Origin of the sequence: Pseudomonas sp. GM25, from assembly GCF_000282255.1 — a bacterium.
GTDB lineage: Bacteria > Pseudomonadota > Gammaproteobacteria > Pseudomonadales > Pseudomonadaceae > Aquipseudomonas > Aquipseudomonas aphyarum.
In genome coordinates, this window is sequence record NZ_AKJQ01000005.1 from 22,464 (window position 1) to 46,044 (window position 23,581).

A 23,581-nucleotide genomic window follows, 5' to 3' on the forward strand; every position below is an offset into this window, starting at 1 on the left:
CCAGGCCGCTTTTGGCGGCGTTCGCGACTATAGCAGCAATGATTAAGTGCTTCAATTCCATAAAAAATTGTTATCATCGGCGCCATGACGACTACTGCCCCTTCGACTCCAGGCGTTCAACTGCTTGAGGTCTCGCCGGAATATGCCGGCCAACGAATCGACAATTTCCTCCTCGCCCGGCTCAAAGGCGTGCCCAAGACCTTGATTTACCGCATTTTGCGCAAAGGCGAAGTGCGTGTGAACAAAGGTCGGATCAAGCCCGAATACAAGCTGCAGGCCGGCGACATCGTGCGCGTGCCGCCGGTGCGCGTGCCTGAGCGTGACGAGCCGGTGCCTTTGGCCCAAGGCCTGTTGCAGCGCCTGGAAGCCTCGATTGTCTACGAAGACAAGGCCCTGATCGTGATCAACAAGCCCGCCGGCATTGCGGTTCACGGTGGCAGCGGCCTGAATTACGGCGTGATCGAAGCCTTTCGTCAGTTGCGTCCCGATGCCAAGGAGCTCGAGTTGGTTCACCGTCTCGATCGTGATACCTCCGGGCTGCTGATGATCGCCAAGAAGCGCAGCATGTTGCGTCACTTGCATGCCGCGTTGCGCGGTGACGGTGTCGACAAGCGCTACATGGCCCTGGTTCGCGGCAACTGGGCGACCTCGATCAAGCAAGTCCGTGCGGCGCTCGGCAAGAGCAATCTGCGCTCCGGTGAGCGCATGGTCGAGGTCGACGAGGAGGAGGGCAAGGAGTCTGTGACCGTGTTCAAGGTCCTGCGTCGCTTTGGCGACTTTGCCACTTTGATCGAAGCCAAGCCGATCACCGGTCGCACGCACCAGATCCGCGTGCACACGTTGCACGCCGGGCACTGCATTGCCGGTGACACCAAATACGGCGATGACGGTTTCAGTAAGGAAATCCGTGATCTGGGCGGCAAGCGCCTGTTCCTGCACGCCTACATGCTGACCGTGCCGCTGCCCGATGGCGGTGAACTCAAGTTGCAGGCGCCGGTCGATGAGATGTGGGCCAAGACTGTGGAGCGATTGAGTGCGCCCATCTGATTACAAACTGTTGATTTTCGATTGGGACGGCACCCTGGCCGATTCCATTCATCGGATTGTCGAGGCAATGCACTCGGCGTCCGGGCGTTCAGGTTTCGAGCTGCGTGATGATTTTGCCGTCAAAGGCATCATCGGTCTGGGCTTGCCCGAGGCGATCCGCACCTTGTATCCGGAAATCAGCGATGCCGAGATGACCTTGTTCCGCGAGTATTACGCCGATCACTACATCGCTGCAGAGGCCGTGCCTTCGCCGTTGTTCGAAGGCGTAGTCGAGTCGATGGCGTCCTTTCGCGAGCAGGGCTATCACCTGGCTGTCGCGACCGGCAAGAATCGTCGCGGGCTGGATCGGGTGCTCAAGGCCAATGGCTGGGAAGATTATTTCGATATCACCCGCGCTGCCGATGAAACTGCAAGCAAGCCGCACCCTCTGATGCTGGAGCAGATCCTTGCGCATTGCGGTGTCCGGTCCGAACAGGCGCTGATGGTCGGTGATTCGTCCTTCGATCTGCTGATGGCGCGCAATGCAGGGATGGACTCGGTGGCGGTCAGTTATGGCGCGCAATCGATCGAATCGCTGCAGCAGTTCGAGCCGCGACTGTCGATCGACCATTTTTCCGAATTGCACGCCTGGCTGGGGCAGCAGGCTTAATACGTTTTTGCTGGGGTGGATGGCATGACCGACGAATGGAAAGCACCGGCCAAGGCAACTGCCGACGACGGTGATGCGAAAAGCTGGAAGCTGCTGGAAAAGACCCTGCTGGCCGGCGTGCAGGAACAGCGTCGATCGCGACGCTGGGGCATCTTCTTCAAACTGCTGACCTTTGTTTATCTGTTTGTTGCGCTGATCCTGTTCACGCCGTTGATGGATATGGAGAAGAGCGCTACGCGCAGCTCCAAATACACCGCGTTGATCGACGTCACCGGCATGATCGCCGACAAAGAGCCTGCCAGCGCCGACAATATCGTCGGCAGCCTGCGTGCAGCGTTTGAAGACAAGAAGGTCAAGGGCGTAATCCTGCGCATCAACAGCCCGGGCGGCAGTCCGGTGCAGTCGGGTTATGTGTATGACGAGATCAAACGTCTGCGCGGCCTGCATCCCGACACCAAGCTGTACGCGGTGATTTCCGATCTGGGTGCTTCCGGTGCTTATTACATCGCCAGTGCTGCTGATCAGATCTATGCCGACAAGGCCAGTCTGGTGGGCTCTATTGGTGTGACGGCGGCCGGTTATGGATTTGTTGGCACCATGGAGAAGCTTGGCGTCGAGCGTCGCACTTACACCTCTGGCGAGCACAAGGCATTCCTCGATCCGTTCCAGCCGCAAAAGCCGGAAGAAACGGCGTTCTGGCAAAGTGTGCTGGATACCACGCACAAACAGTTCATCAACAGCGTCAAGCAGGGGCGTGGCGATCGTCTGAAAGACAAGGATCATCCGGAGCTGTTCTCCGGGCTGGTCTGGTCTGGCGAGCAGGCGCTGCCATTGGGGCTGATCGATGGTCTGGGCAATGCCAGTTCGGTGGCGCGTGACGTGATTGGCGAAAAGGAACTGGTGGACTTCACCGTTCAGGAATCGCCGTTTGATCGCTTCTCGAAGAAGCTTGGCGCCAGCGTTGCCGAGAAACTGGCAATGTGGATGGGTTTCAACGGCCCGTCGTTGCGCTGATCGAATGCTGCAAGAAAAACCGGCCTGAGGGCCGGTTTTTTGTGGGTCAGGGAATCTGTACGCCTTCCGTCAACAGCATGTCGATCAGGCGAATCAGCGGCAGGCCGATCAGGCTGGTGGCGTCCGGGCCTTCGGTGGATTGAAACAGGCTCACGCCCAGTCCTTCGGCCTTGAAGCTGCCGGCGCAGTCGTAGGGCTGCTCGGCGTGCAGGTAGCGCTCGACGCGGGCCTGATCCAGTACGCGCATGTGCACGGTGAAGGGCACGCAGTCGACCTGGCAGTGGCCGGTCTGGCTGTTGAGCAGGGCCAGGCCGGTGAGGAAGGTCACGCTGGCGCCGCTGGCGGCCATCAGTTGTTCGCGGGCGTTTTCGAAGGTGTGCGGCTTGCCGATGATGCGCTCGCCGAGTACCGCAACCTGGTCGGAGCCGATGATCAGGTGAGCGGGGTGGCTGTCGGCCAAGGCGCGGGCTTTCTGTTCGGCGAGGCGCTTGACCAGCTCGATTGCCGACTCGTCCGGGCGATGGCTTTCATCGATATCCGGCGAGCTGCAGACGAACGGCAGGCGCAGGCGGCTGAGCAATTCCCGACGATAGGTCGAGCTTGAAGCGAGTAATAAAGGCAGCATTCGCATCTCCAGAGGCAGGCGACAGATTCTAGCGGAGGCGCGCAAGTGACGGACAGGGCACAATTTCCTTTGACATGGGTGGGTGCATCCCTATAATGCTGCGCCTATGTTGAATGACCCGATTCCACCTCACGTTGACCCGCGCAAATTGGCTGACCGTGGCACCACCCTTCAAGGTGAACTGCTGCTGGCCGATTTGAAGAGACTCTGCGACCCGCTTTCCGACGATGTCGGTACGGTGCAGGCAAAATTCGTTTTTGAACGAGATGAACGTAAATCTGTGGTGATCCACAGCTTTATCGACACCGAAGTCAAAATGGTTTGCCAGCGTTGTCTTGAGCTGGTCACCCTGCCGATCCACAGCGAATGCAGTTACGCTGTTGTGAAGGAGGGTGCGAATACCCAGTCGTTACCGAAAGGTTATGACGTGCTGGAACTGGGCGAAGATCCATTGGATCTGCAGTCACTGATCGAGGAGGAGCTTCTGCTCGCCTTGCCCATTGTGCCTGCTCATCATCCGGAAGAATGCCAGCAGCCGGCGGGAGCAGATGAGCCCGAACCGAGCGAGGACGAGGTAACGCGGTCCAACCCGTTCAGTGTATTGGCGCAGTTAAAGCGTGACCCAAACGTTTAGGAGTTAATCAATTATGGCTGTTCAGCAGAACAAAAAATCCCGCTCTGCCCGTGACATGCGCCGTTCGCACGACGCTCTCGAGGCTAGCACCCTGTCTGTAGAAAAAACCACTGGTGAAGTTCACCTGCGTCACCACGTATCGCCAGAAGGCGTATACCGTGGCCGTAAAGTGATCGACAAGGGCGCTGACGAGTAATCACTTGTCCGCTCAAGTCATCGCGATTGACGCAATGGGCGGGGACTTCGGTCCCCGCAGCATTGTTCAGGCCAGCCTTGCTTGCCTTTCTGCTACACCCTCGCTGCACCTGACCCTCGTCGGTCAACCCTCCCTTCTTGAAGAACTGATCATCGGCCAATCGGCTGCCGATCGCGCGCGCCTGACGATTGTTCCGGCGTCCGAAGTCATCACCATGGACGAAAAACCTGCCCAGGCCCTGCGTGGCAAGCCGGACTCGTCGATGCGTGTCGCCCTCGAATTGCTGCGTGACGGCAAGGTTCAGGCCTGTGTCAGTGCCGGCAATACCGGTGCCTTGATGGCCCTGTCGCGATTTGTACTCAAGACCCTGCCGGGGATTGATCGTCCGGCGATGGTCGCCGCGATCCCTACTCAGAACGGCTATTGCCAGTTGCTCGATCTGGGCGCCAACGTCGATTGCAGTGCCGAGCATCTGTTGCAGTTCGCCGTGATGGGGTCGGTGGCGGCGCAAACCCTGGGCATTGCCCGTCCGCGTGTCGCGCTGCTGAATATCGGGACCGAAGACATCAAGGGCAATCAGCAGGTCAAGCTGGCTGCAACGCTGTTGCAGGCTGCCCGGGGCATCAATTACATCGGTTTCATCGAAGGTGACGGCTTGTATCGCGGCGAGGCAGATGTGGTGGTTTGCGACGGTTTCGTCGGCAATATCCTGCTCAAGTCCAGCGAAGGTCTGGCGACCATGATCGCTGCGCGCATCGAGGCCTTGTTCAAGAAAAACCTCGCCTCCCGCGCTGTCGGCGCTCTGGCTCTGCCATTGATGAAGCGTCTGCAGGCTGATCTCGCACCGGCGCGACATAACGGCGCAAGCTTCCTCGGTTTGCAGGGCATTGTCGTGAAAAGTCACGGTTCGGCCGGGGTTCAGGGGTTTCAGAGTGCCATTCAGCGAGCGCTGATCGAGATTCAGGAAAATCTTCCCGAGCGCCTGCACGGCCGTCTGGAGGATTTGTTGTCTTAGGCGTTTTCGTCGGACAATGCTTAAATGTGACCGCCCGGTTCAAAGGGCCATCCAACTGTCAGTTTCTTGCGTCCCTCTAGCGGGATGCCATTTTTCCGACGACAAGATCATTAGGGGCTTGTTACATGTCTGCTTCCCTCGCATTCGTCTTTCCAGGACAGGGTTCGCAGTCCCTCGGCATGCTGGCCGAGCTGGGCGCGCAACATCCACTGATCCTCGAAACTTTCAAAGAAGCATCCGATGCTCTGGGCTATGACCTGTGGGCGCTGACCCAGCAGGGCCCGGAAGAGCTGCTCAATCAAACCGATAAAACCCAACCGGCCATTCTGACCGCTTCGATCGCCCTGTGGCGTCTGTGGCTGGCGGAAGGCGGTGCGCGTCCGGCCTTCGTTGCCGGTCACAGCCTGGGTGAATACAGCGCGCTGGTCGCTGCCGGCAGCCTGAGCCTGGCCGACGCGGTAAAGCTCGTTGAGCGCCGTGGCCAACTGATGCAGGAAGCCGTTCCGGCCGGGCAGGGCGGCATGGCTGCCATCCTCGGTCTGGAAGATGCTGACGTGCTGGCAGCCTGTGCCGAAGCGGCGCAAGGCGAAGTGGTCAGCGCGGTGAACTTCAACTCCCCGGGCCAGGTGGTGATCGCCGGTGCCAAGGCAGCGGTTGAGCGCGCCATCGAAGGCTGTAAGGCTCGTGGCGCCAAGCGTGCCATGCCGCTGCCGGTCAGCGTGCCGTCGCACTGCGAGCTGATGCGCCCGGCTGCCGAGCGTTTCGCCGAATCGATCGCTGCCATCGACTGGCAGGCGCCGCAGATCCCTGTGGTACAGAACGTCAGCGCCCAGGTGCCGGCGGATCTGGAAACCCTCAAGCGTGATCTGCTGGAGCAACTCTACAAGCCGGTCCGCTGGGTCGAGTCCGTACAGACTCTGGCCGCCAAAGGCGCGACCAATCTGGTCGAGTGCGGCCCTGGCAAGGTGCTGGCCGGTCTGAACAAACGTTGCGCCGAAGGCGTTTCGACTTCCAACCTCAATACCCCAGACGCTTTCGCTGCTGCTCGCGCAGCGGCTGTCTGAATCAGGAGAAGCTTGCATGAGTCTGCAAGGTAAAGTTGCACTGGTCACCGGCGCAAGCCGTGGCATTGGCCAGGCTATTGCACTGGAACTGGGTCGTCAGGGCGCCATCGTTGTTGGCACCGCGACTTCCGCTTCGGGCGCCGAGCGTATTGCTGCGACCCTGAAGGAAAACGGCATCCAGGGCGCAGGTTTCGAACTGAACGTCACCAGCGATGAGTCGGTCACCAAGGTGCTGGCGAGCATCCAGGAGCAGTTCGGTGCGCCGGTGGCGATTCTGGTCAACAATGCCGGCATCACCCGCGATAACCTGATGATGCGCATGAAAGACGACGAGTGGTACGACGTGATCGATACCAACCTGAACAGTCTGTATCGCCTGTCCAAGGGCGTTCTGCGCGGCATGACCAAGGCGCGTTGGGGCCGAATTATCAGTATTGGCTCGGTGGTGGGTGCCATGGGCAACGCTGGCCAAGTAAACTATGCAGCCGCCAAGGCCGGTCTGGAAGGTTTCAGCCGTGCCATGGCGCGTGAAGTCGGTTCGCGTTCGATTACGGTCAACTCGGTAACCCCAGGGTTCATCGACACCGATATGACTCGCGAGCTGCCTGAAGCACAGCGTGAAGCCTTGCAGACGCAGATTCCGCTGGGCCGTCTGGGACAAGCTCAAGAGATCGCGTCCGTGGTCGCTTTTCTTGCATCCGACGGTGCGGCATACGTGACCGGGGCTACAATCCCGGTTAACGGCGGGATGTACATGTAATTCAAATGTGACGGATTGCTTCAAAAAAATGTCATACGAGCTGTCTAAAATCCGTTATAAAGCTGCAATCTATTTATAGGCAGAGGGCCGCAGGGTTTGAGGAGTGAAGCTTTCAGTTGAAAAGCTGAAAAGTCTTTCTATACACTTACCCACTGGCCAGCTGCCTGAATTTGTCCATTAGGAGTGAAAACAAGGTATGAGCACCATCGAAGAGCGCGTCAAGAAAATCGTTGCCGAGCAACTGGGTGTTAAAGAAGAAGAAGTGGTCAACACCGCTTCCTTCGTAGAAGACCTGGGTGCCGACTCCCTTGACACCGTTGAGCTGGTGATGGCTCTGGAAGAGGAATTCGAGACCGAAATCCCTGACGAAGAAGCTGAGAAGATCACTACTGTACAAGCTGCAATCGACTACGTTACTAGCCACCAGGCGTAATAGTTTGTAATCGTTGCTTGCTGTCATGGAAAAACCGCACTGCCATCATGGCGTGCGGTTTTTTCTTTAGGCCTGATGCAAAGTCGTCATTTGAAAAAGGAGAGTGCTGTGTCGCGTAGACGCGTCGTAGTCACCGGTATGGGTATGTTGTCGCCACTGGGCACGGATGTGCCGAGCAGTTGGCAGGGCATTCTGGCTGGCCGCAGTGGCATTGGTCTGATCGAACACACCGACCTTTCTGCCTATTCCACCCGCTTTGGCGGCTCGGTAAAGGGCTTCAATGTCGAGGAATACCTGTCGGTCAAGGAAGCGCGCAAGCTCGACCTGTTCATTCAGTACGGTCTGGCGGCCGGCTTTCAAGCCGTACGCAACGCCGGTCTGGAAGTCACCGATGCCAACCGTGAACGCATTGGCGTGGCCATGGGTTCGGGTATCGGCGGTCTGACCAACATCGAAGAAACCAGCCGCACCCTGCACGAGACTGGCCCGCGCCGGATTTCTCCGTTCTTTGTGCCTGGCTCGATCATCAATATGATTTCCGGTTTCCTGTCCATCCACCTGGGTGCACAGGGGCCTAACTACGCCATCGCCACGGCGTGTACCACCGGTACGCACTGCATCGGCATGGCGGCGCGCAACATCATGTACGACGAAGCCGACGTGATGATTGCCGGCGGTGCCGAGATGGCCGCGTGCGGTCTGGGCATGGGCGGCTTCGGTGCTTCCCGTGCGCTGTCGACCCGCAACGACGAGCCGACCCGCGCCAGCCGTCCGTGGGACAAGGGTCGTGACGGTTTCGTACTGTCCGACGGCGCCGGTGCTCTGGTGCTCGAAGAGCTCGAACACGCCAAGGCCCGTGGCGCGACCATCTACGCCGAATTGATCGGTTTCGGCACCAGTGGCGACGCCTTCCACATGACGTCGCCACCCGCCGACGGCGCCGGTGCTGCGCGCTGCATCACCAACGCGCTGCGCGATGCGAAGATCAACGTCGATCAAGTGCAATACATCAACGCCCACGGCACTTCGACGCCGGCCGGTGACCTCGCTGAAGCCAACGCGATCAAGTCGGTGTTCGGTGATCACGCCTACAAGCTGGCGGTCAGCTCCACCAAGTCCATGACCGGTCACCTGCTGGGTGCGGCGGGCGCGGTCGAGGCGATCTTCAGCGTGCTGGCGATCAACAGCCAGGTGGCGCCGCCAACCATCAACCTCGATGAGCCGGACGAAGGCTGCGACCTCGATTTCGTGCCGCATACCGCGCGCAACATGGACATCGATGTTGTGCTGTCCAACTCGTTCGGGTTCGGCGGCACCAACGGCACGTTGGCGTTCCGTCGGTTCGCCGGCTGATGGACTGCTGGGTCGACGGTCTGCCGGCTGACGCTCTGTCGCTGAAAGATCGCGGCCTGGCTTACGGCGACGGTCTGTTCGAGACCATCGCCGTGCGTGGCGGCCAGCCGTTGCTGCTGGATCGCCATCTGACGCGTCTGGCCGACGGCTGTGCGCGTCTGGCCATCGCAGCCGATATCGAGCGGGTTCGCCATGAGCTGCAATCCTATGCCGCCGCGATGGGCGAGGGCGTGCTCAAACTCATCCTCACCCGTGGCGACGGATTGCGCGGCTATGCGCCGGATCCTTCGGCGCAGGGCCGACGCATTCTGCAAGGCAATCCTCCCGCCGCTTATCCAGCGGCCCATGCCGAGCAGGGCGTTCGCCTGTTTCCGTGCAGCACGCGTTTGTCCAAGCAACCGTTGCTCGCCGGGCTCAAACACCTCAATCGACTGGAACAGGTCATTGCCCGCGCCGAATGGCAGGACAGTGAACATGCCGAAGGTTTGATGCTCGATCAGGCCGGTCGGGTGATCGAAGGTGTGTTCAGCAATCTGTTCCTGGTGCGTGATGGTGTGCTGATCACGGCGGACCTGAAACGCTGCGGCGTGGCCGGTGTGATGCGCGCAGAAATATTGTTTCAGGCCGAGTCCCTGGGCATCCCCGTGCAAATCACCGACATCCCCCTCGAACAGCTGCAATGGGCGGATGAAGTCTTTGTCTGCAACAGCGTGTATGGCGTCTGGCCGGTACGCGCCTGTGCTGCTCTGAGCTGGCCGGTTGGCCCGCTCACCCGTAAACTGCAAACCATTGCCCGCGCGCTACTGGATGCCTGATTCGTGAGACGTAAACTTTTGCTGCTGCTGGAAACCGGACTGGTTCTGGCAGGGCTGCTGTTGGGCGCCAGCGCCTGGAAGATTCATTCGGCACTGGAACAGCCCCTGAACATCACGCAGGAAGAACTGCTGGATGTGCCCAAGGGATCCACCCCGACCCGTACTTTTCTTGGACTCGAAGCCGACGGCGTCATCAAGGACGCGTTCTGGCTGCGGGTCTATTGGCGTTTCAACCTGGCCGGCACGCCGATTCACAGCGGTGAATACCGCATGCAGCCGGGCATGACCGTCAACGGCCTGATCGACCTGTGGAGGCGCGGCGATGTGGTTCAGTACAGCCTGACCCTGGTCGAAGGCTGGAATTTCCATCAAGTGCGCGCCGCGCTGGCCAAAGATGAAAAGATCGAGCAGACCCTCAACGGCCTGAGCGACAGTGATGTGATGGCCAAAATCGGTCACAAGGGCCTGTTCCCTGAAGGCCGCTTCTTCCCCGATACCTACCGCTTCGTGCGCGGTGTGACCGATACCGAACTGCTGAAAAAGGCTTTCGACCGCCTCGACGAAGTGCTGGCCAAGGAGTGGGAAAAACGCTCCGCCGACGTGCCTTACACCGAGCCCTATCAGGCGCTGATCATGGCGTCGCTGGTGGAGAAGGAAACCGGCGTGCCTCAGGAGCGTGGCCAGATTGCCGGCGTCTTCGTGCGGCGCATGGCGCTGGGCATGCAGTTGCAGACCGATCCGACGGTGATCTACGGCCTGGGTGACCGCTACAACGGCAAACTGACTCGTGCGCATCTCAAGGAAGCCACGCCGTACAACACGTACATGATTCCCGGCCTGCCGCCGACGCCGATCGCCATGGTCGGACGCGAAGCCATTCATGCCGCACTCAATCCGGTGGATGGCACCAGCCTCTACTTTGTTGCCCGTGGCGATGGCAGCCATGTGTTCTCCGATGACCTGGACGCGCACAACAACGCGGTGCGCGAGTACCAGCTCAAGCGGCGCGCGGATTACCGCTCGAGCCCGGCGCCGGCGACCGCGCCCGAGGCCGCTCCGGCAGCCGAGGAGGCGATTCCTGCCGCCTCGCCCGATACCGCACCGGAATCGTTGCCGCAGCCGCCTGCTCAAGAGCCTGCGCCGACGCCGGAGCCGGAAGCGTCCGCTCCCCAAAACACGCAATGACTTTGATTAAGGACTGCCTGTGACTGGCTTGTTTATTACCCTGGAAGGCCCGGAAGGCGCCGGCAAAAGCACCAACCGCGAATACCTCGCCGAGCGCCTGCGCGCCGCCGGTATCGAAGTGGTGCTGACCCGCGAGCCCGGCGGTACGCCGCTGGCCGAGCGCATTCGTGAGGTGTTGCTGGCCCCGGTCGACGAAGTGATGAACCCGGACACCGAGTTGTTGCTGGTGTTCGCCGCCCGTGCCCAGCATCTGGCTGAGGTCATTCGCCCGGCGCTGGCCCGTGGTGCGGTCGTGCTGTGTGACCGTTTCACCGATTCGACTTACGCCTATCAGGGCGGTGGTCGCGGCTTGTCGCTGGAGCGCATCGCGGCGCTGGAGACATTCGTGCAGGGCGATTTGCGTCCTGACCTGACGCTGATTTTCGATCTGCCGGTGGAAATCGGCCTGGCCCGCGCCAGTGCTCGTGGACGTCTGGATCGTTTCGAGCTGGAAGGCCGTGAGTTTTTCGAAGCCGTGCGCAGCGCGTTCCTCAAGCGCGCCGAAGCTGATCCGGCGCGCTATGTGCGGATCGATGCCGGCCAGCCGTTGGCCAAGGTTCAACAATCGCTGGATACCCTGATTCCGAATTTGCTGGAGCTGAGCCGTGGCTGAGGCCTATCCGTGGCAGGACAGCCTCTGGCAGCAACTGGCCGGTCGCACTCAGCACGCCCACGCTTATCTTTTGCATGGCCCGGCTGGTATCGGCAAACGCGCGCTGGCCGAGCGGCTGATGGCCAGCCTGCTGTGCCAGCGTCCGACGCCTGAAGCCTGCGGCGAGTGCAAATCCTGCCTGCTGCTCAAGGCCGGCAGCCACCCGGACAATTACATCCTCGAGCCGGAAGAAGCGGACAAGGCGATCAAGGTCGACCAGGTGCGCGATCTGGTCAGTTTCGTGGTGCAGACCGCGCAACTGGGCGGGCGCAAGGTGGTGCTGATCGAGCCGGTGGAGTCGATGAACATCAACGCCGCCAACGCCTTGCTCAAGAGCCTTGAAGAGCCGTCCGGTGATACCGTGCTGTTGCTGGTCAGCCACCAGCCGAGCCGGTTGTTGCCGACGATCAAGAGCCGCTGCGTGCAGCAGGCCTGTCCGCTGCCGAGCGAATCTGTGAGCCTGCAATGGCTGGCTCAGGCACTGCCGGAATGTTCCGAAGACGAACGAGTCGAACTGTTGACCCTGGCCGCCGGCTCGCCGTTGGCCGCTGTCACGTTGCAGGGGCAGGGCGTGCGTGATCAGCGTGCGCAGGTGGTGGAAGGCGTGAAGAAGCTGCTCAAGCAGCAGCAATCGCCGACGCAACTGGCCGAGGAATGGAAAAACATTCCGATGCTGCGTCTGTTCGACTGGTTCTGCGACTGGTCGAGCCTGATCCTGCGCTATCAGTTGACCCAGGATGAAGCGGGCCTTGGCCTGACCGACATGCGCAAGGTCGTGCAGTATCTGGCGCAGAAAAGTGCCCAGGCTAAGGTGCTGGATATTCAGGACTGGATTCTCGCCCAGCGCCAGAAAGTCCTGAGCAAGGCCAACCTCAACGCGGCGTTGCTGCTGGAAGCGTTGCTGGTGCAATGGGCGAGCTTGCCTGGCCAAAGATAAGAATGTGTACCTAGACTCTGAACATCAGCAGTGGAGGTCAACATGAATGAACCTGTCAGCCCGGGGCCGCGCAACGGCATCTTGTCCCTGACGATCAAGGACAAGTCGGTCCTTTACGCCGCCTACATGCCGTTCATCAAGAACGGCGGCCTGTTCATCCCGACCAACAAGAGCTACAAGTTAGGCGACGAGGTGTTCATGCTGCTGAACCTGATGGACGAGGCAGAGAAGATTCCGGTGGCCGGCAAAGTGGCCTGGATCACCCCCAAGGGCGCCCAGGGCAACCGCGCGGCCGGCGTCGGCGTGCAATTCAACGATGGCGACAACACCGCGCGCAGTCGCATCGAAACTCATCTGGCCGGAGCCCTGAAATCCGACCGTCCCACTCATACGATGTAAGTTGCAGTCCTTTTATGCTCGTAGATTCCCATTGTCACCTTGATCGCCTCGACCTCGCCGTTCACGACGGTTCCCTGGATGCCGCGCTGGATGCGGCCCGTCAGCGCGGAGTCGGACACTTCCTGTGCATCGGCGTCAGCGCCGACAACGCGGCCGACGTCAAAGCCCTGGCCGAGCGCTATGAGGACGTCGATTGTTCGGTTGGCGTGCATCCGCTGGATGTGCAGCCGGGCGCGGCGCCGGCGCTGGACTGGCTGCTGCACGAGCTCAATCACCCGAAAGTGGTGGCGATCGGTGAAACCGGTCTGGACTATCACTACGAGCCGGAAGCCGCCGAACTGCAGCAGGAATCGTTCCGTCTGCACCTGCAAGCTGCGCAGCAGACCGGCAAACCGGTGATCATCCACACCCGTGGCGCCCGCGCCGATACGCTTGAGTTGTTGCGCGAAGCCGCGCTGCCTCAGGCCGGTGTGTTGCATTGCTTCACCGAAGACTGGGACATGGCCAAGGCGGCGCTGGACACGGGTTATTACATTTCCCTGTCGGGCATCGTCACCTTCCGCAATGCCGACGCGCTGCGCGATGTAGCGAGCAAGGTTCCGGCCGATCGCCTGTTGGTGGAAACCGATTCGCCGTACCTGGCGCCGATCCCGTATCGCGGCAAACCGAACCTGCCGCAATACGTGCGGGAAGTGGCAGAGTTTCTGGCGATGCTGCGCGGCGAGAACTACGAGCGTTTTGCCGAGCAGACCACCGAGAATTTCAAGCGGCTGTTTCCGCTGGCGAATGTAAAAGCCTGAATCGCAGGCAAAAAAAACCCGGGTTCTGGGGGGTGAATCCGGGTTAAGACCATTAGGAGTAAAACAAAGGCACGCGGTCCCTTGGTACCTTTACCGGCGCGACACTTGGGGGAGATGTCGCCCGACAGTTCAAGTATTGATCAGTCTGGCGCCGAGTCCAGTTGGCCGGCAGGGGTTTTTAAACAAATTTGGAATACGTTCGCTTCGGTTATGTTCTCATTCCCCCCGAAACGTTCGTGAAATGAACAAGAAACACAGATATGGTCGGATGATCCGTGCATTTTTGCGCAAGTTAGGCATAATACGCGGCTTCGAATTTTGACCCCTACAGACCTTTTCTTATGCACAAAGAACCTCGTAAGGTCCGTGAGTTTCGTCGCCGCGAGCAAGAAATTCTCGATACCGCGCTCAAGCTGTTCCTCGAACAAGGTGAAGACAGTGTCACCGTCGAGATGATTGCTGATGCCGTGGGTATCGGCAAAGGCACGATCTACAAGCACTTCAAGTCCAAGGCTGAAATCTATCTGCGCCTGATGCTCGATTACGAGCGCGACTTGAACGAGCTGTTGCACTCGGCCGATGTCGACAAGGACAAGGAAGCGCTGTCCCGTGCCTACTTTGAATTCCGCATGCGCGACCCGCAGCGCTATCGCCTGTTCGATCGCCTGGAAGAGAAGGTGGTCAAGGGCAATCAGGTGCCCGAGATGGTCGAGGAGCTGCACAAGATCCGTGCCTCGAACTTCGAACGCCTGACGCTGCTCATCAAGGGCCGCATCAGCGAAGGCAAGCTCGAAGACGTGCCGCCGTACTTCCACTACTGCGCATCCTGGGCGCTGGTGCACGGCGCGGTGGCGCTGTATCACTCGCCGTTCTGGAGCAATGTGCTGGAAGATCAGGAAGGTTTCTTCCAGTTCCTGATGGATATCGGCGTGCGCATGGGCAACAAGCGCAAGCGCGACCCCGAAACCCCAAGCAGCTGAATCATTCAGTCGCCTTATGCGCCGTGTTTTTCGCTACATGGCGCAGTACCGCAGGAATATACTCAGGCATAGGGCTTGCTAAAACTTGAATTGTGAGTCAAGTTTTAGCCGCTCGATTTTCCATCGCCGGAGTGCTTCATGATCGTTGACCGTCAAGGCAGGCGTTTTCGCAATTTGCGGATCAGTCTGACTTCAGCCTGCAATTACGCCTGTACCTACTGCGTGCCCAACGGCAAGCGGCTGGTGGCTGCACAGGATGAACTGTCGGCCGAGGCCATGGCGCGTGGCGTGGCTTATCTGATCGAAGCCGCCGGCATCGAGCGCCTGCGCATCACCGGCGGCGAGCCGCTGGTCAGCCCCAAACTCGAATCTTTCATGAGCGCCGTCGGCAAGATGGGGCTGGAAGACATCAGCCTGACCACCAACGGCCAGCTCCTGGCGAAAAAACTCCCGCTGCTGGTCGATGCCGGCCTGCGGCGCATCAACGTTTCCCTCGATACCCTGGACGCCGGCGCGTTCCGCAGCATCGCCCGTGGCGGCGATCTGGCCACCGTGCTGGATGGCATGGATCAAGCGGCAGCGGCGGGGATGAAGATCAAGGTCAACATGGTGCCGTTGCGCGGGCAGAATCTCGACCAGGTGATGCCGCTGCTCGATTACTGCCTCGAGCGTGGCTTTGAACTGCGCTTCATCGAGCTGATGCGCATGGGCCACCTGGCCACTGATTCCAACGCCTTCCTGCAACAGTTCGTCAGCCTGCAACAGCTGCTGAGCCTGATCGGCGAACATTACGAGTACGCGCAAACCGACGCGCCGGTGGACGCCACGGCGGTTCGCTATGCGATTCCCGGTCGGGGCAACTTCGGCGTGATCGCCAACGAAAGCGTGCCGTTCTGCCGAACCTGCTCGCGCCTGCGTCTGTCGTCCACCGGATGGCTGCATGGCTGCCTGTCGTCGAGCAACCGCCATTACGTCGGTGACCTGCTCGACAAGCCGCGTCACGAAGCGCTGCCGGCGTTGCAGCGACTACTGGTCAAGGCGCTGGGCGACAAGCAGGAAGTCGCGTTCTCCGGCGGCGCAACCGTCATGAAGATCATCGGCGGCTAAGTCCGGTTTAGCTACAAAGTCTTATTTCAAAGCGGATACCTGCACATTTCCAAGGACTGGCGCAAAAGCTGCATCCTACGGCCATTCGCCGGTTTTCCGTCACCGGCTTCTGGAGGATTAGGATGCGTAGCCTGGTTTTGCTGCTGGCCGTTTTGGCGCTGGGCGGCTGTATGACTGTCAGTGACATGGCCGAAGGGACTCGCTACCAGATGAGCGACGCGGGGCTGCTGGATCACAGCGACAGCCGTCGCGTGAACAACTTCCGCATTCAGCCGGATTCGTTCATCTACATCGCGCAGGGTTCGTTCGCGCCGCCGGGTGGTTCTTACCCGCGTCCCAACGTCGTCGCCGAAGAGGCCTTCAAAGGCTTCGTCGAATATTTCCCGATGGTCCGTCGCGCCCGTGCGCCGGAAGGCCTCGATCAGGCGATGGGCGAAGCGCGCGACGCCGGTGCCCACTACCTGCTGTACACCCGTTTCGCCAAGGCCGACGACCGCATCGGCAACTCCGATGAGTGGCTGGATCAGGAAGCCGTGGATCGCCTCGGTATCGACGGCGGCGTGATTCAGATCATGTTGATCGAGACCAGCACCCAGTATTTGATTGATACTGCACGGATCAAGAGTCGTGGCGGTTTACTGACGTTCCACGACAACAAGCCCGAAGACCTGATCGGCCCACCGCTTGCGCAGTACGCGCGCAGCCTGCTGGGCGTCGGGGACCAGTAATTCAAGGAGTACGCCATGAGTGGCCCGCAAAAAGCCAATGACCTGCTGGGGCAAATCCCCAAAACCAAAGGCTTGCCGCCGGTGCACTTGTGGAACCCGGATTTCTGCGGCGACATCGACATGCGCATCGCCCGTGACGGCACCTGGTACTACCTGGGCACGCCGATCGGGCGTAAGCCGATGGTCAAGCTGTTCTCCACGATCATCCGCCGCGATGGCGATGATTATTTCCTGATAACCCCGGTGGAGAAGGTCGGGATCAAGGTCGATGACGCGCCATTCGTGGCGATTGCCGTCGATGTGGAAGGCGAGGGTGAGGCGCAAGTGCTGCGCTTCACCACCAACGTCGATGAAACCACCGAGGCTGGCGCGGAACATCCGATCCGAGTCGAGATCGATCCGACCACGCAAGAGCCCGCACCTTACGTGCATGTACGCACCAACCTCGAAGCGCTGATCCACCGCAACGTGTTCTACCAATTGGTCGAACTGGCAGTCAGCCGTGAAATCGATGGTCAGCGCTGGCTCGGCGTCTGGAGTGGCGGCGAGTTCTTCCGCATCGGCCTCGAACCCTAAAAAAAACCGCAGTCTGTGAAAGCAGGCTGCGGTTTTTTGTCGTTGACTCTTAATCGTATGATGATTAGCTTGGGCATCCACAGCGAACGGCTTCGGGGTGTCCATGTCGAGCAGTTTTCACGCATCAACGGTTGACTGGCTGGGCGCCTGGATCGCCGCCGGCCAGGTAAAACCCGGGCAGGCAATCAAGGTCGAGGCCGATCTGGGCGAGCAGCTCGGTGTCAGTCGCACCGTGATCCGCGAAGCCATCAAGACCCTCGTCGCCAAAGGCATGCTAGAAGTCGGGCCGAAAGTCGGCACGCGGGTGTTGCCGATCAAACGCTGGAACCTTTTCGATCCGCAAGTCGTCGGCTGGCTGTCACGCAGCGGCCTGCCGGAAAACTTCGTCGATGACCTGCTCGACCTGCGCCGCACCATCGAACCGATGGCGGTGCGCTGGGCCTGCGAGCGGGCGACCGTGGAACAGGTGCAAGCGGTGCAGCAGGCTTACAACGCGCTCGAACGGGCGGTGGACAGCGGCATCGATTACAACCGCGCCGACCAGTTTTTCCATGAGTGCATCCTGGCCGCCAGCCACAATCAATTCATCGAGCAAATGGTGCCGGCCCTCGGCGCGCTGCTTGCCGTTTCCTTCGAAGTGTCCGCGGCTGACCCCGACGAATTGCGCCGCACCTTGCCCATTCACAAAGACATGGCCGACGCCATCGCCGCCCGGGATGCCGCGCGCGGGGTGTGGGCCTGCATGACCCTGATCGACAATGCCGACCTGGCCATCAAGCGGTTTTACCCGCAGGTGATGGCCGACAAAAAAGCCAGCTGACAAAAACAACAAGACAGGAGGTTGCATGACGTGGACTGCGGTGACAGAGCATCGGGCGCAACTGGGCGAAGGCCCGTTCTGGGATGCACCGACCCAGGCGCTTTACTGGGTCGACATTGCCGGTAAGCAGGCGCTGCGGCTGATCGCGCAGAACGTACAGATCTGGCAGATGCCGGAGCACGTTTCGGCGTTCATTCCCTGCGCCAGCGGCGACGCGCTGGTGACCCTGAGCAGCGGCGTCTACCGCCTCGATCTCGATTCCCCCGGACTTGAGCCGCGACTGACGCTGTTCTGCGTCGCCGATCCGCAACCGGGCAACCGCGCCAACGAAGCACGTTGCGATGGCCAGGGCCGCTTGTGGCTCGGCACCATGCAAAACAACATCGGCGAGCAGGGCGAGGATCTGCCGATCACGCGTCGTTCCGGCGGGCTGTTCCGGGTCGATCCGGATAAACGCGTCACGCCATTGCTGCGTGGCCTGGGCATTCCCAACACGCTGCTCTGGAGTGACGACGGCACCACGCTGCTGTTCGGCGACAGCCTCGACAGCACCTTGTATCGCTATTTCATTCACACCGACGGCAACCTCGACACCGCCCAGCCTTGGTACCGCGCCGATCAGCACGGCGGCCCGGACGGCTCGGCGATGGACGCCGAAGGCCACGTGTGGAACGCCCGCTGGGACGGCAGCTGCTTGCTGCGCCTGACACCGGATGGCCAGATCGACCGCAAGATCGATCTGCCGATCAGCCGCCCGACCAGTTGCGTATTCGGCGGCGCGGACCTGAAAACCCTGTACATCACCAGCGCCAAAAGTCCGCTGAACCACCCGTTGGACGGCGCCGTGCTGTCGATGCGGGTTGATGTCGCCGGAAAGCTCTGTACGCGATTCGCCGGTTAAATCCCAAAATATGGGATGCAAAATTATATATTGAGATTATTCGGCGGTCGGGTTTATAGTCGGCTCCAGCAGTAACACGCACTCACACTTAAAAAGAACAAAACAGGTGAAGTGATGCAGCGAATTTCCATCGCACTCCACAGCGGAGTCAGCGCTTCGGACCGTTTAGGTACTGAGGCGTGCGCTCGCCTGTTTTGTTCCACAAGCCTTCCAGACCGGACATCGTCAGATGCCCGGTTTTTTTATGCTTTCGAACAGGAGTCCTGATTCATGGCTGAACCTCTGTCCCTGCCACCGGTGCCCGAGCCACCGAAAGGTGAGCGCCTTAAAAACAAGGTCGTATTGCTGACCGGCGCCGCCCAAGGCATCGGCGAAGCAATCGTCGCGACCTTCGCCTCGCAGCAGGCCAAACTGGTGATCAGCGATATCCAGGCTGAAAAGGTCGAGAAGGTCGCCGCGCACTGGCGCGAGCAGGGCGCCGATGTGCAAGCGATCAAGGCCGATGTATCACGTCAGCAGGATCTTCACGCCATGGCCAAACTGGCGATCGAGCTGCACGGTCGTATCGACGTGCTGGTCAATTGCGCAGGGGTCAACGTGTTCCGCGATCCGCTGGAAATGACCGAAGAAGATTGGCATCGCTGCTTCGCCATCGACCTCGACGGCGCCTGGTACGGCTGCAAGGCCGTGTTGCCGCAGATGATCGAGCAAGGCATCGGCAGCATCATCAACATTGCCTCTACACACTCCACGAACATCATTCCCGGCTGCTTCCCGTACCCGGTGGCCAAGCACGGCTTGCTCGGCCTGACCCGCGCGCTGGGCATCGAGTACGCGCCCAAGGGCATTCGCGTCAACGCCATCGCCCCGGGCTATATCGAAACCCAGCTCAACGTCGATTACTGGAACGGCTTCGCCGACCCACACGCCGAACGTCAGCGCGCCTTCGATCTGCATCCACCGAAACGCATCGGCCAGCCGATTGAAGTGGCGATGACCGCCGTATTCCTGGCCAGTGATGAAGCGCCATTCATCAACGCTTCGTGCATCACCATCGATGGTGGTCGCTCGGTGATGTACCACGACTGAAAATCCGGATTTCAGGTGGCAAGGTCCGCCTGAAATCCAATCATCATACGATATGACTATTGTCGTCATGATTCGCGGGAAACGCTTCGACCGCTGTAACGCTTTTCAAATAACGCTCAAGAAAAATAACAAGGAGTCTGCTTATGAAACGTCGTTTCGGGATTCGTACCCTGTGCAGTACCGCGCTGGCGGTCACTGCGTTCAGCCTGAGCAGTTCGCTGCTGGCCGCCGATCCGGTGAAGATCGGTTTTCTGGTCAAGCAGGCCGAAGAACCGTGGTTCCAGACTGAATGGGCCTTCGCCGAGAAAGCTGCCAAGGACAAAGGCTTCGAGCTGATCAAGATCGCCGTACCGGACGGCGAGAAAACCCTCTCGGCCATCGATAGCCTCGCGGCCAACGGCGCCAAGGGCTTCGTCATCTGCCCGCCGGACGTGTCCCTCGGCCCGGCGATCATGGCCAAGGCCAAACTCAATGATTTGAAAGTCATCGCCGTCGACGACCGCTTCGTCGACGCCAATGGCAAGTTCATGGAAGACGTGCCGTACCTCGGCATGGCCGCGTTCGAAGTCGGCCAGAAGCAGGGCGCCGCCATGGCCGCCGAGGCGAAAAAGCGTAACTGGGACTGGAAAGACACCTACGCGGTGGTTAACACCTACAACGAACTCGACACCGGCAAGAAGCGCACCGACGGCTCGATGAAGGCCCTCGAAGATGCCGGCATGCCGAAGGATCACATTCTGACCGCCGCCCTGAAAACCCTCGACGTACCGGGCAGCATGGACGCCACCAACTCGGCGCTGGTCAAGCTGCCGGGCGCGGCGAAGAACCTGATCATCGGCGGCATGAACGACAACACCGTGCTCGGCGGCGTGCGCGCCACCGAAGCCGCCGGGTTTGCCGCGGCCAACGTGATCGGTATCGGCATCAACGGCACCGATGCGATCGGCGAGCTGAAAAAGCCCAACAGCGGCTTCTACGGTTCGATGCTGCCAAGCCCGCACATCGAGGGCTACAACACCGCGAGCATGATGTACGAGTGGGTCACCACCGGCAAAGAACCGCCGAAGTACACCGCGATGGACGACGTCACCCTGATCACCCGCGACAACTTCAAGCAGGAGCTGGAGAAGATCGGCCTGTGGAACTGACGGCAGCGGCGGCCCGGGCAGTCGGGCCGCTTGAACGGTGTGATGAGGTGGCTTAAATGCACGCGCAAGTACAGACACAAGAACACAGCGCCAGCGGCAGCCTGCGTTTCAACGGGATCGGCAAGACCTTCCCGGGCGTGAAGGCGCTGGACGGCATCAGTTTCGTCGCTCACCCCGGGCAGGTTCACGCCTTGATGGGCGAGAACGGCGCCGGCAAATCGACCCTGCTGAAAATCCTCGGCGGCGCCTACATTCCGAGCAGCGGCGAGCTGCAGATCGGCGAGCGGACGATGGCCTTCAAGTCCACCGCCGACAGCATCGGCAGCGGCGTGGCGGTGATTCACCAGGAGCTGCATCTGGTGCCGGAAATGACCGTGGCCGAGAACCTGTTCCTCGGTCACCTGCCGGCCAGTTTCGGCCTGATCAATCGCGGCGCGCTGCGCCAGCAAGCCTTGGCCTGCCTCAAAGGCCTGGCCGATGAAATCGACCCGCAGACCAAGGTCGGACGCCTGTCCCTCGGTCAGCGGCAACTGGTGGAAATCGCCAAGGCGCTGTCCCGTGGCGCGCATGTGATTGCCTTCGATGAACCGACCAGCAGCCTGTCGGCGCGAGAAATCGACCGCTTGATGGCGATCATCGGCCGGCTGCGCGACGAGGGCAAAGTCGTGCTCTACGTCTCCCATCGCATGGAAGAGGTGTTCCGCATCTGCGACGCGGTGACGGTGTTCAAGGACGGCCGCTACGTGCGCACCTTCGACGACATGAGCCAGTTGACCCACGATCAACTGGTGACCTGCATGGTTGGGCGCGACATTCAGGACATCTACGACTATCGCGGTCGCCCGCGCGGTGCCGTGGCGCTGAGAGTCGATGGATTGCTCGGCCCGGGCCTGCGCGAGCCGATCAGTTTCGATGCGCACAAAGGCGAGATTCTGGGCCTGTTCGGACTGGTCGGGGCTGGGCGCACCGAGCTGTTCCGGCTGCTCAGCGGTCTTGAGCGCAATACCGCCGGACGCCTGGAATTGCGCGGCCATGAACTGAAGTTGCGCTCGCCCCGCGATGCGATTGCCGCCGGGATTCTGCTGTGTCCGGAGGACCGCAAGAAGGAAGGCATCATCCCGCTCGCCAGCGTCGCCGAGAACATCAACATCAGTGCGCGTGGCGCCAACTCCGGTCTCGGTTGCCTGCTGCGCGGGATCTGGGAAAAGGGCAACGCCGACAAACAGATCAAGGCCCTGAAAGTGAAAACGCCCCACGCCGGGCAACAGATCAAGTTCCTGTCCGGCGGCAATCAGCAGAAGGCGATTCTCGGCCGCTGGCTGTCGATGCCGATGAAAGTCCTGCTGCTCGACGAGCCGACTCGGGGCATCGACATCGGCGCCAAGGCCGAGATCTACCAGATCATCCATAACCTGGCCGCCGACGGTATTTCGGTGATCGTGGTGTCCAGCGATCTGATGGAAGTAATGGGCATTTCCGACCGCATTCTGGTGCTGTGCGAGGGCGCCCTGCGTGGCGAAGTCAGCCGCGACCAGGCCAACGAATCCAACCTGCTGCAACTGGCTTTGCCGCGCCACCGCGCTGACGGCGTGGCGAACTGAGAGGTGACTATGATGACAACCCAAAACGAAACCCTGCCGACCGAGCGCAAACCTCTGGATATGCGGCGCTTCCTCGATGACTGGGTGATGCTGCTGGCGGCGGTGGGCATTTTTATCGCCTGCACCTTGCTGATCGACAACTTCCTCTCGCCGCTGAACATGCGTGGCCTGGGCCTGGCGATTTCCACCACCGGGATCGCCGCGTGCACCATGCTGTATTGCCTGGCGTCGGGGCATTTCGACCTGTCGGTGGGCTCGGTGATTGCCTGCGCCGGCGTGGTTGCGGCGGTGGTCATGCGCGATACCAATAGCGTGTTTCTCGGCGTCAGCGCGGCGCTGGTGATGGGCCTGATCGTCGGCCTGATCAACGGCATCGTGATCGCCAAGTTGCGGGTCAATGCGCTGATCACGACGCTGGCGACCATGCAGATCGTCCGTGGCCTGGCCTACATTTTTGCCAACGGCAAAGCGGTGGGCGTGTCTCAGGAATCGTTCTTCGTGTTCGGTAACGGTCAGTTGTTCGGCGTGCCGGTGCCGATCCTGATTACCATCGTCTGCTTCCTGTTTTTCGGCTGGTTGCTGAACTACACGACCTACGGGCGCAACACCATGGCCATCGGCGGCAACCAGGAAGCGGCGTTGCTGGCAGGGGTGAATGTTGACCGGACGAAGATCATCATCTTCGCAGTGCATGGGGTGATTGGTGCGCTGGCAGGGGTGATTCTGGCTTCGCGGATGACGTCCGGGCAGCCGATGATCGGGCAGGGGTTTGAGCTGACGGTGATTTCGGCTTGCGTGTTGGGCGGGGTGTCGCTGAGTGGCGGGATCGGGATGATTCGGCATGTGATTGCCGGGGTTCTGATTCTGGCGATTATCGAGAATGCGATGAATCTGAAGAATATCGACACGTTTTATCAGTATGTGATTCGGGGTTCGATTCTATTGCTGGCTGTAGTGATCGACCGCTTGAAACAACGTTAGGATCAAAAGCTCCCTCACTGTAGAGACCGGTAC

The 23,581-nt window shown here is 60.3% G+C and carries 27 protein-coding genes; 26 read left to right on the forward strand and 1 reads right to left on the reverse strand.

Annotated features, from left to right (window positions below; genetic code table 11):
* The first annotated feature begins 84 nt into the window (after nt 1-84).
* Genes rluC through sppA form a run of 3 tightly spaced genes read left to right on the forward strand, consistent with a single transcriptional unit; the run spans nt 85 to nt 2,710 of the window.
* Nucleotides 85-1,047: a 23S rRNA pseudouridine(955/2504/2580) synthase RluC gene (gene rluC / locus PMI24_RS01525; RefSeq protein WP_007950779.1), complete on the forward strand. Its 963-nt coding sequence runs from the start codon at nt 85-87 to the stop codon at nt 1,045-1,047.
* Nucleotides 1,034-1,696, forward strand: coding sequence for an HAD-IA family hydrolase (locus PMI24_RS01530; protein ID WP_007950780.1), 663 nt, complete (start codon nt 1,034-1,036; stop codon nt 1,694-1,696). Before rluC ends, PMI24_RS01530 begins: the two co-directional genes overlap by 14 nt.
* Nucleotides 1,697-1,720: 24 nt before the next feature.
* Nucleotides 1,721-2,710, forward strand: coding sequence for a signal peptide peptidase SppA (sppA, locus tag PMI24_RS01535; RefSeq protein ID WP_007950781.1), 990 nt, complete (start codon nt 1,721-1,723; stop codon nt 2,708-2,710).
* Nucleotides 2,711-2,756: 46 nt separating this feature from the next.
* On the opposite strand, the gene PMI24_RS01540 is transcribed toward sppA, so the two are convergent.
* Nucleotides 2,757-3,335 carry a Maf family protein gene (locus PMI24_RS01540; protein WP_007950783.1) on the reverse strand — a complete coding sequence of 193 codons (579 nt, stop codon included), beginning with the start codon at nt 3,333-3,335 and terminating at the stop codon, nt 2,757-2,759.
* Nucleotides 3,336-3,441: 106 nt separating this feature from the next.
* On the opposite strand from PMI24_RS01540, the gene PMI24_RS01545 reads away from it, so the two are divergent.
* The 23 genes from PMI24_RS01545 (at nt 3,442) to araH (ending at nt 23,548) form a co-directional block, all read left to right on the forward strand.
* Nucleotides 3,442-3,969 carry a YceD family protein gene (locus PMI24_RS01545; protein WP_003204262.1) on the forward strand — a complete coding sequence of 176 codons (528 nt, stop codon included), beginning with the start codon at nt 3,442-3,444 and terminating at the stop codon, nt 3,967-3,969.
* 13 nt (nt 3,970-3,982) lie between these two features.
* Nucleotides 3,983-4,165 (forward strand): 50S ribosomal protein L32, encoded by a 183-nt coding sequence (rpmF, locus tag PMI24_RS01550; RefSeq protein ID WP_003179396.1) that lies wholly within the window; start codon nt 3,983-3,985, stop codon nt 4,163-4,165.
* 4 nt (nt 4,166-4,169) lie between these two features.
* Nucleotides 4,170-5,180 (forward strand): phosphate acyltransferase PlsX, encoded by a 1,011-nt coding sequence (plsX, locus tag PMI24_RS01555; protein WP_081493548.1) that lies wholly within the window; start codon nt 4,170-4,172, stop codon nt 5,178-5,180.
* 125 nt (nt 5,181-5,305) lie between these two features.
* Nucleotides 5,306-6,244, forward strand: a complete 939-nt coding sequence (gene fabD / locus PMI24_RS01560; protein ID WP_007950787.1) for an ACP S-malonyltransferase — start codon at nt 5,306-5,308, stop codon at nt 6,242-6,244.
* A gap of 16 nt (nt 6,245-6,260) precedes the next feature.
* On the forward strand, nt 6,261-7,004 hold the full coding sequence (gene fabG / locus PMI24_RS01565) for a 3-oxoacyl-ACP reductase FabG (protein ID WP_007950790.1): 744 nt from the start codon (nt 6,261-6,263) through the stop codon (nt 7,002-7,004).
* Nucleotides 7,005-7,200: 196 nt separating this feature from the next.
* Nucleotides 7,201-7,437 carry an acyl carrier protein gene (acpP, locus tag PMI24_RS01570; protein ID WP_003175607.1) on the forward strand — a complete coding sequence of 79 codons (237 nt, stop codon included), beginning with the start codon at nt 7,201-7,203 and terminating at the stop codon, nt 7,435-7,437.
* Between the two features lie 108 nt (nt 7,438-7,545).
* On the forward strand, nt 7,546-8,790 hold the full coding sequence (fabF, locus tag PMI24_RS01575; protein WP_007908259.1) for a beta-ketoacyl-ACP synthase II: 1,245 nt from the start codon (nt 7,546-7,548) through the stop codon (nt 8,788-8,790).
* On the forward strand, nt 8,790-9,605 hold the full coding sequence (gene pabC, locus PMI24_RS01580; RefSeq protein WP_007950793.1) for an aminodeoxychorismate lyase: 816 nt from the start codon (nt 8,790-8,792) through the stop codon (nt 9,603-9,605). Before fabF ends, pabC begins: the two co-directional genes overlap by 1 nt.
* 3 nt (nt 9,606-9,608) lie before the next feature.
* Nucleotides 9,609-10,790 carry an endolytic transglycosylase MltG gene (mltG, locus tag PMI24_RS01585; protein ID WP_007950795.1) on the forward strand — a complete coding sequence of 394 codons (1,182 nt, stop codon included), beginning with the start codon at nt 9,609-9,611 and terminating at the stop codon, nt 10,788-10,790.
* A 19-nt stretch (nt 10,791-10,809) separates the two neighbouring features.
* Entirely contained in the window at nt 10,810-11,442 is a 633-nt protein-coding gene (gene tmk / locus PMI24_RS01590; protein ID WP_007950797.1) for a dTMP kinase, read from the forward strand.
* Nucleotides 11,435-12,418, forward strand: coding sequence for a DNA polymerase III subunit delta' (locus PMI24_RS01595; protein ID WP_007950798.1), 984 nt, complete (start codon nt 11,435-11,437; stop codon nt 12,416-12,418). The genes tmk and PMI24_RS01595 overlap by 8 nt, the downstream gene beginning before the upstream one ends.
* Before the next feature lie 42 nt (nt 12,419-12,460).
* Nucleotides 12,461-12,817, forward strand: coding sequence for a PilZ domain-containing protein (locus PMI24_RS01600; protein WP_007950801.1), 357 nt, complete (start codon nt 12,461-12,463; stop codon nt 12,815-12,817).
* Between the two features lie 14 nt (nt 12,818-12,831).
* Nucleotides 12,832-13,617 (forward strand): TatD family hydrolase, encoded by a 786-nt coding sequence (locus PMI24_RS01605; protein ID WP_007950803.1) that lies wholly within the window; start codon nt 12,832-12,834, stop codon nt 13,615-13,617.
* Between the two features lie 341 nt (nt 13,618-13,958).
* Nucleotides 13,959-14,597 carry a TetR/AcrR family transcriptional regulator gene (locus PMI24_RS01610; protein ID WP_007950805.1) on the forward strand — a complete coding sequence of 213 codons (639 nt, stop codon included), beginning with the start codon at nt 13,959-13,961 and terminating at the stop codon, nt 14,595-14,597.
* Between the two features lie 138 nt (nt 14,598-14,735).
* A complete protein-coding gene (locus tag PMI24_RS01615) occupies nt 14,736-15,704 on the forward strand; it encodes a GTP 3',8-cyclase MoaA (protein ID WP_007950807.1) in 969 nt (322 codons plus the stop codon).
* A 122-nt stretch (nt 15,705-15,826) separates the two neighbouring features.
* Nucleotides 15,827-16,432, forward strand: coding sequence for a DUF4823 domain-containing protein (locus PMI24_RS01620; protein WP_007950810.1), 606 nt, complete (start codon nt 15,827-15,829; stop codon nt 16,430-16,432).
* A gap of 15 nt (nt 16,433-16,447) precedes the next feature.
* Nucleotides 16,448-17,008, forward strand: coding sequence for a DUF1285 domain-containing protein (locus tag PMI24_RS01625; protein ID WP_007950811.1), 561 nt, complete (start codon nt 16,448-16,450; stop codon nt 17,006-17,008).
* Nucleotides 17,009-17,111: 103 nt separating this feature from the next.
* Entirely contained in the window at nt 17,112-17,828 is a 717-nt protein-coding gene (locus tag PMI24_RS01630) for a FadR/GntR family transcriptional regulator (RefSeq protein WP_007950814.1), read from the forward strand.
* Between the two features lie 25 nt (nt 17,829-17,853).
* The gene (locus PMI24_RS01635; RefSeq protein ID WP_007950815.1) at nt 17,854-18,729 is read left to right on the forward strand and encodes an SMP-30/gluconolactonase/LRE family protein; all 876 of its coding nucleotides are present in this window, start codon (nt 17,854-17,856) and stop codon (nt 18,727-18,729) included.
* 270 nt (nt 18,730-18,999) lie between these two features.
* Nucleotides 19,000-19,818 carry an SDR family oxidoreductase gene (locus PMI24_RS01640; protein ID WP_007950819.1) on the forward strand — a complete coding sequence of 273 codons (819 nt, stop codon included), beginning with the start codon at nt 19,000-19,002 and terminating at the stop codon, nt 19,816-19,818.
* Between the two features lie 143 nt (nt 19,819-19,961).
* The gene (locus PMI24_RS01645; RefSeq protein WP_007950821.1) at nt 19,962-20,966 is read left to right on the forward strand and encodes a substrate-binding domain-containing protein; all 1,005 of its coding nucleotides are present in this window, start codon (nt 19,962-19,964) and stop codon (nt 20,964-20,966) included.
* 56 nt (nt 20,967-21,022) lie between these two features.
* Complete coding sequence (gene araG, locus PMI24_RS01650; protein ID WP_007950823.1) at nt 21,023-22,567, forward strand: L-arabinose ABC transporter ATP-binding protein AraG; 1,545 nt, start codon at nt 21,023-21,025, stop codon at nt 22,565-22,567.
* 12 nt (nt 22,568-22,579) lie between these two features.
* Complete coding sequence (gene araH, locus PMI24_RS01655; protein ID WP_045121626.1) at nt 22,580-23,548, forward strand: L-arabinose ABC transporter permease AraH; 969 nt, start codon at nt 22,580-22,582, stop codon at nt 23,546-23,548.
* Nucleotides 23,549-23,581: the final 33 nt, after the last annotated feature.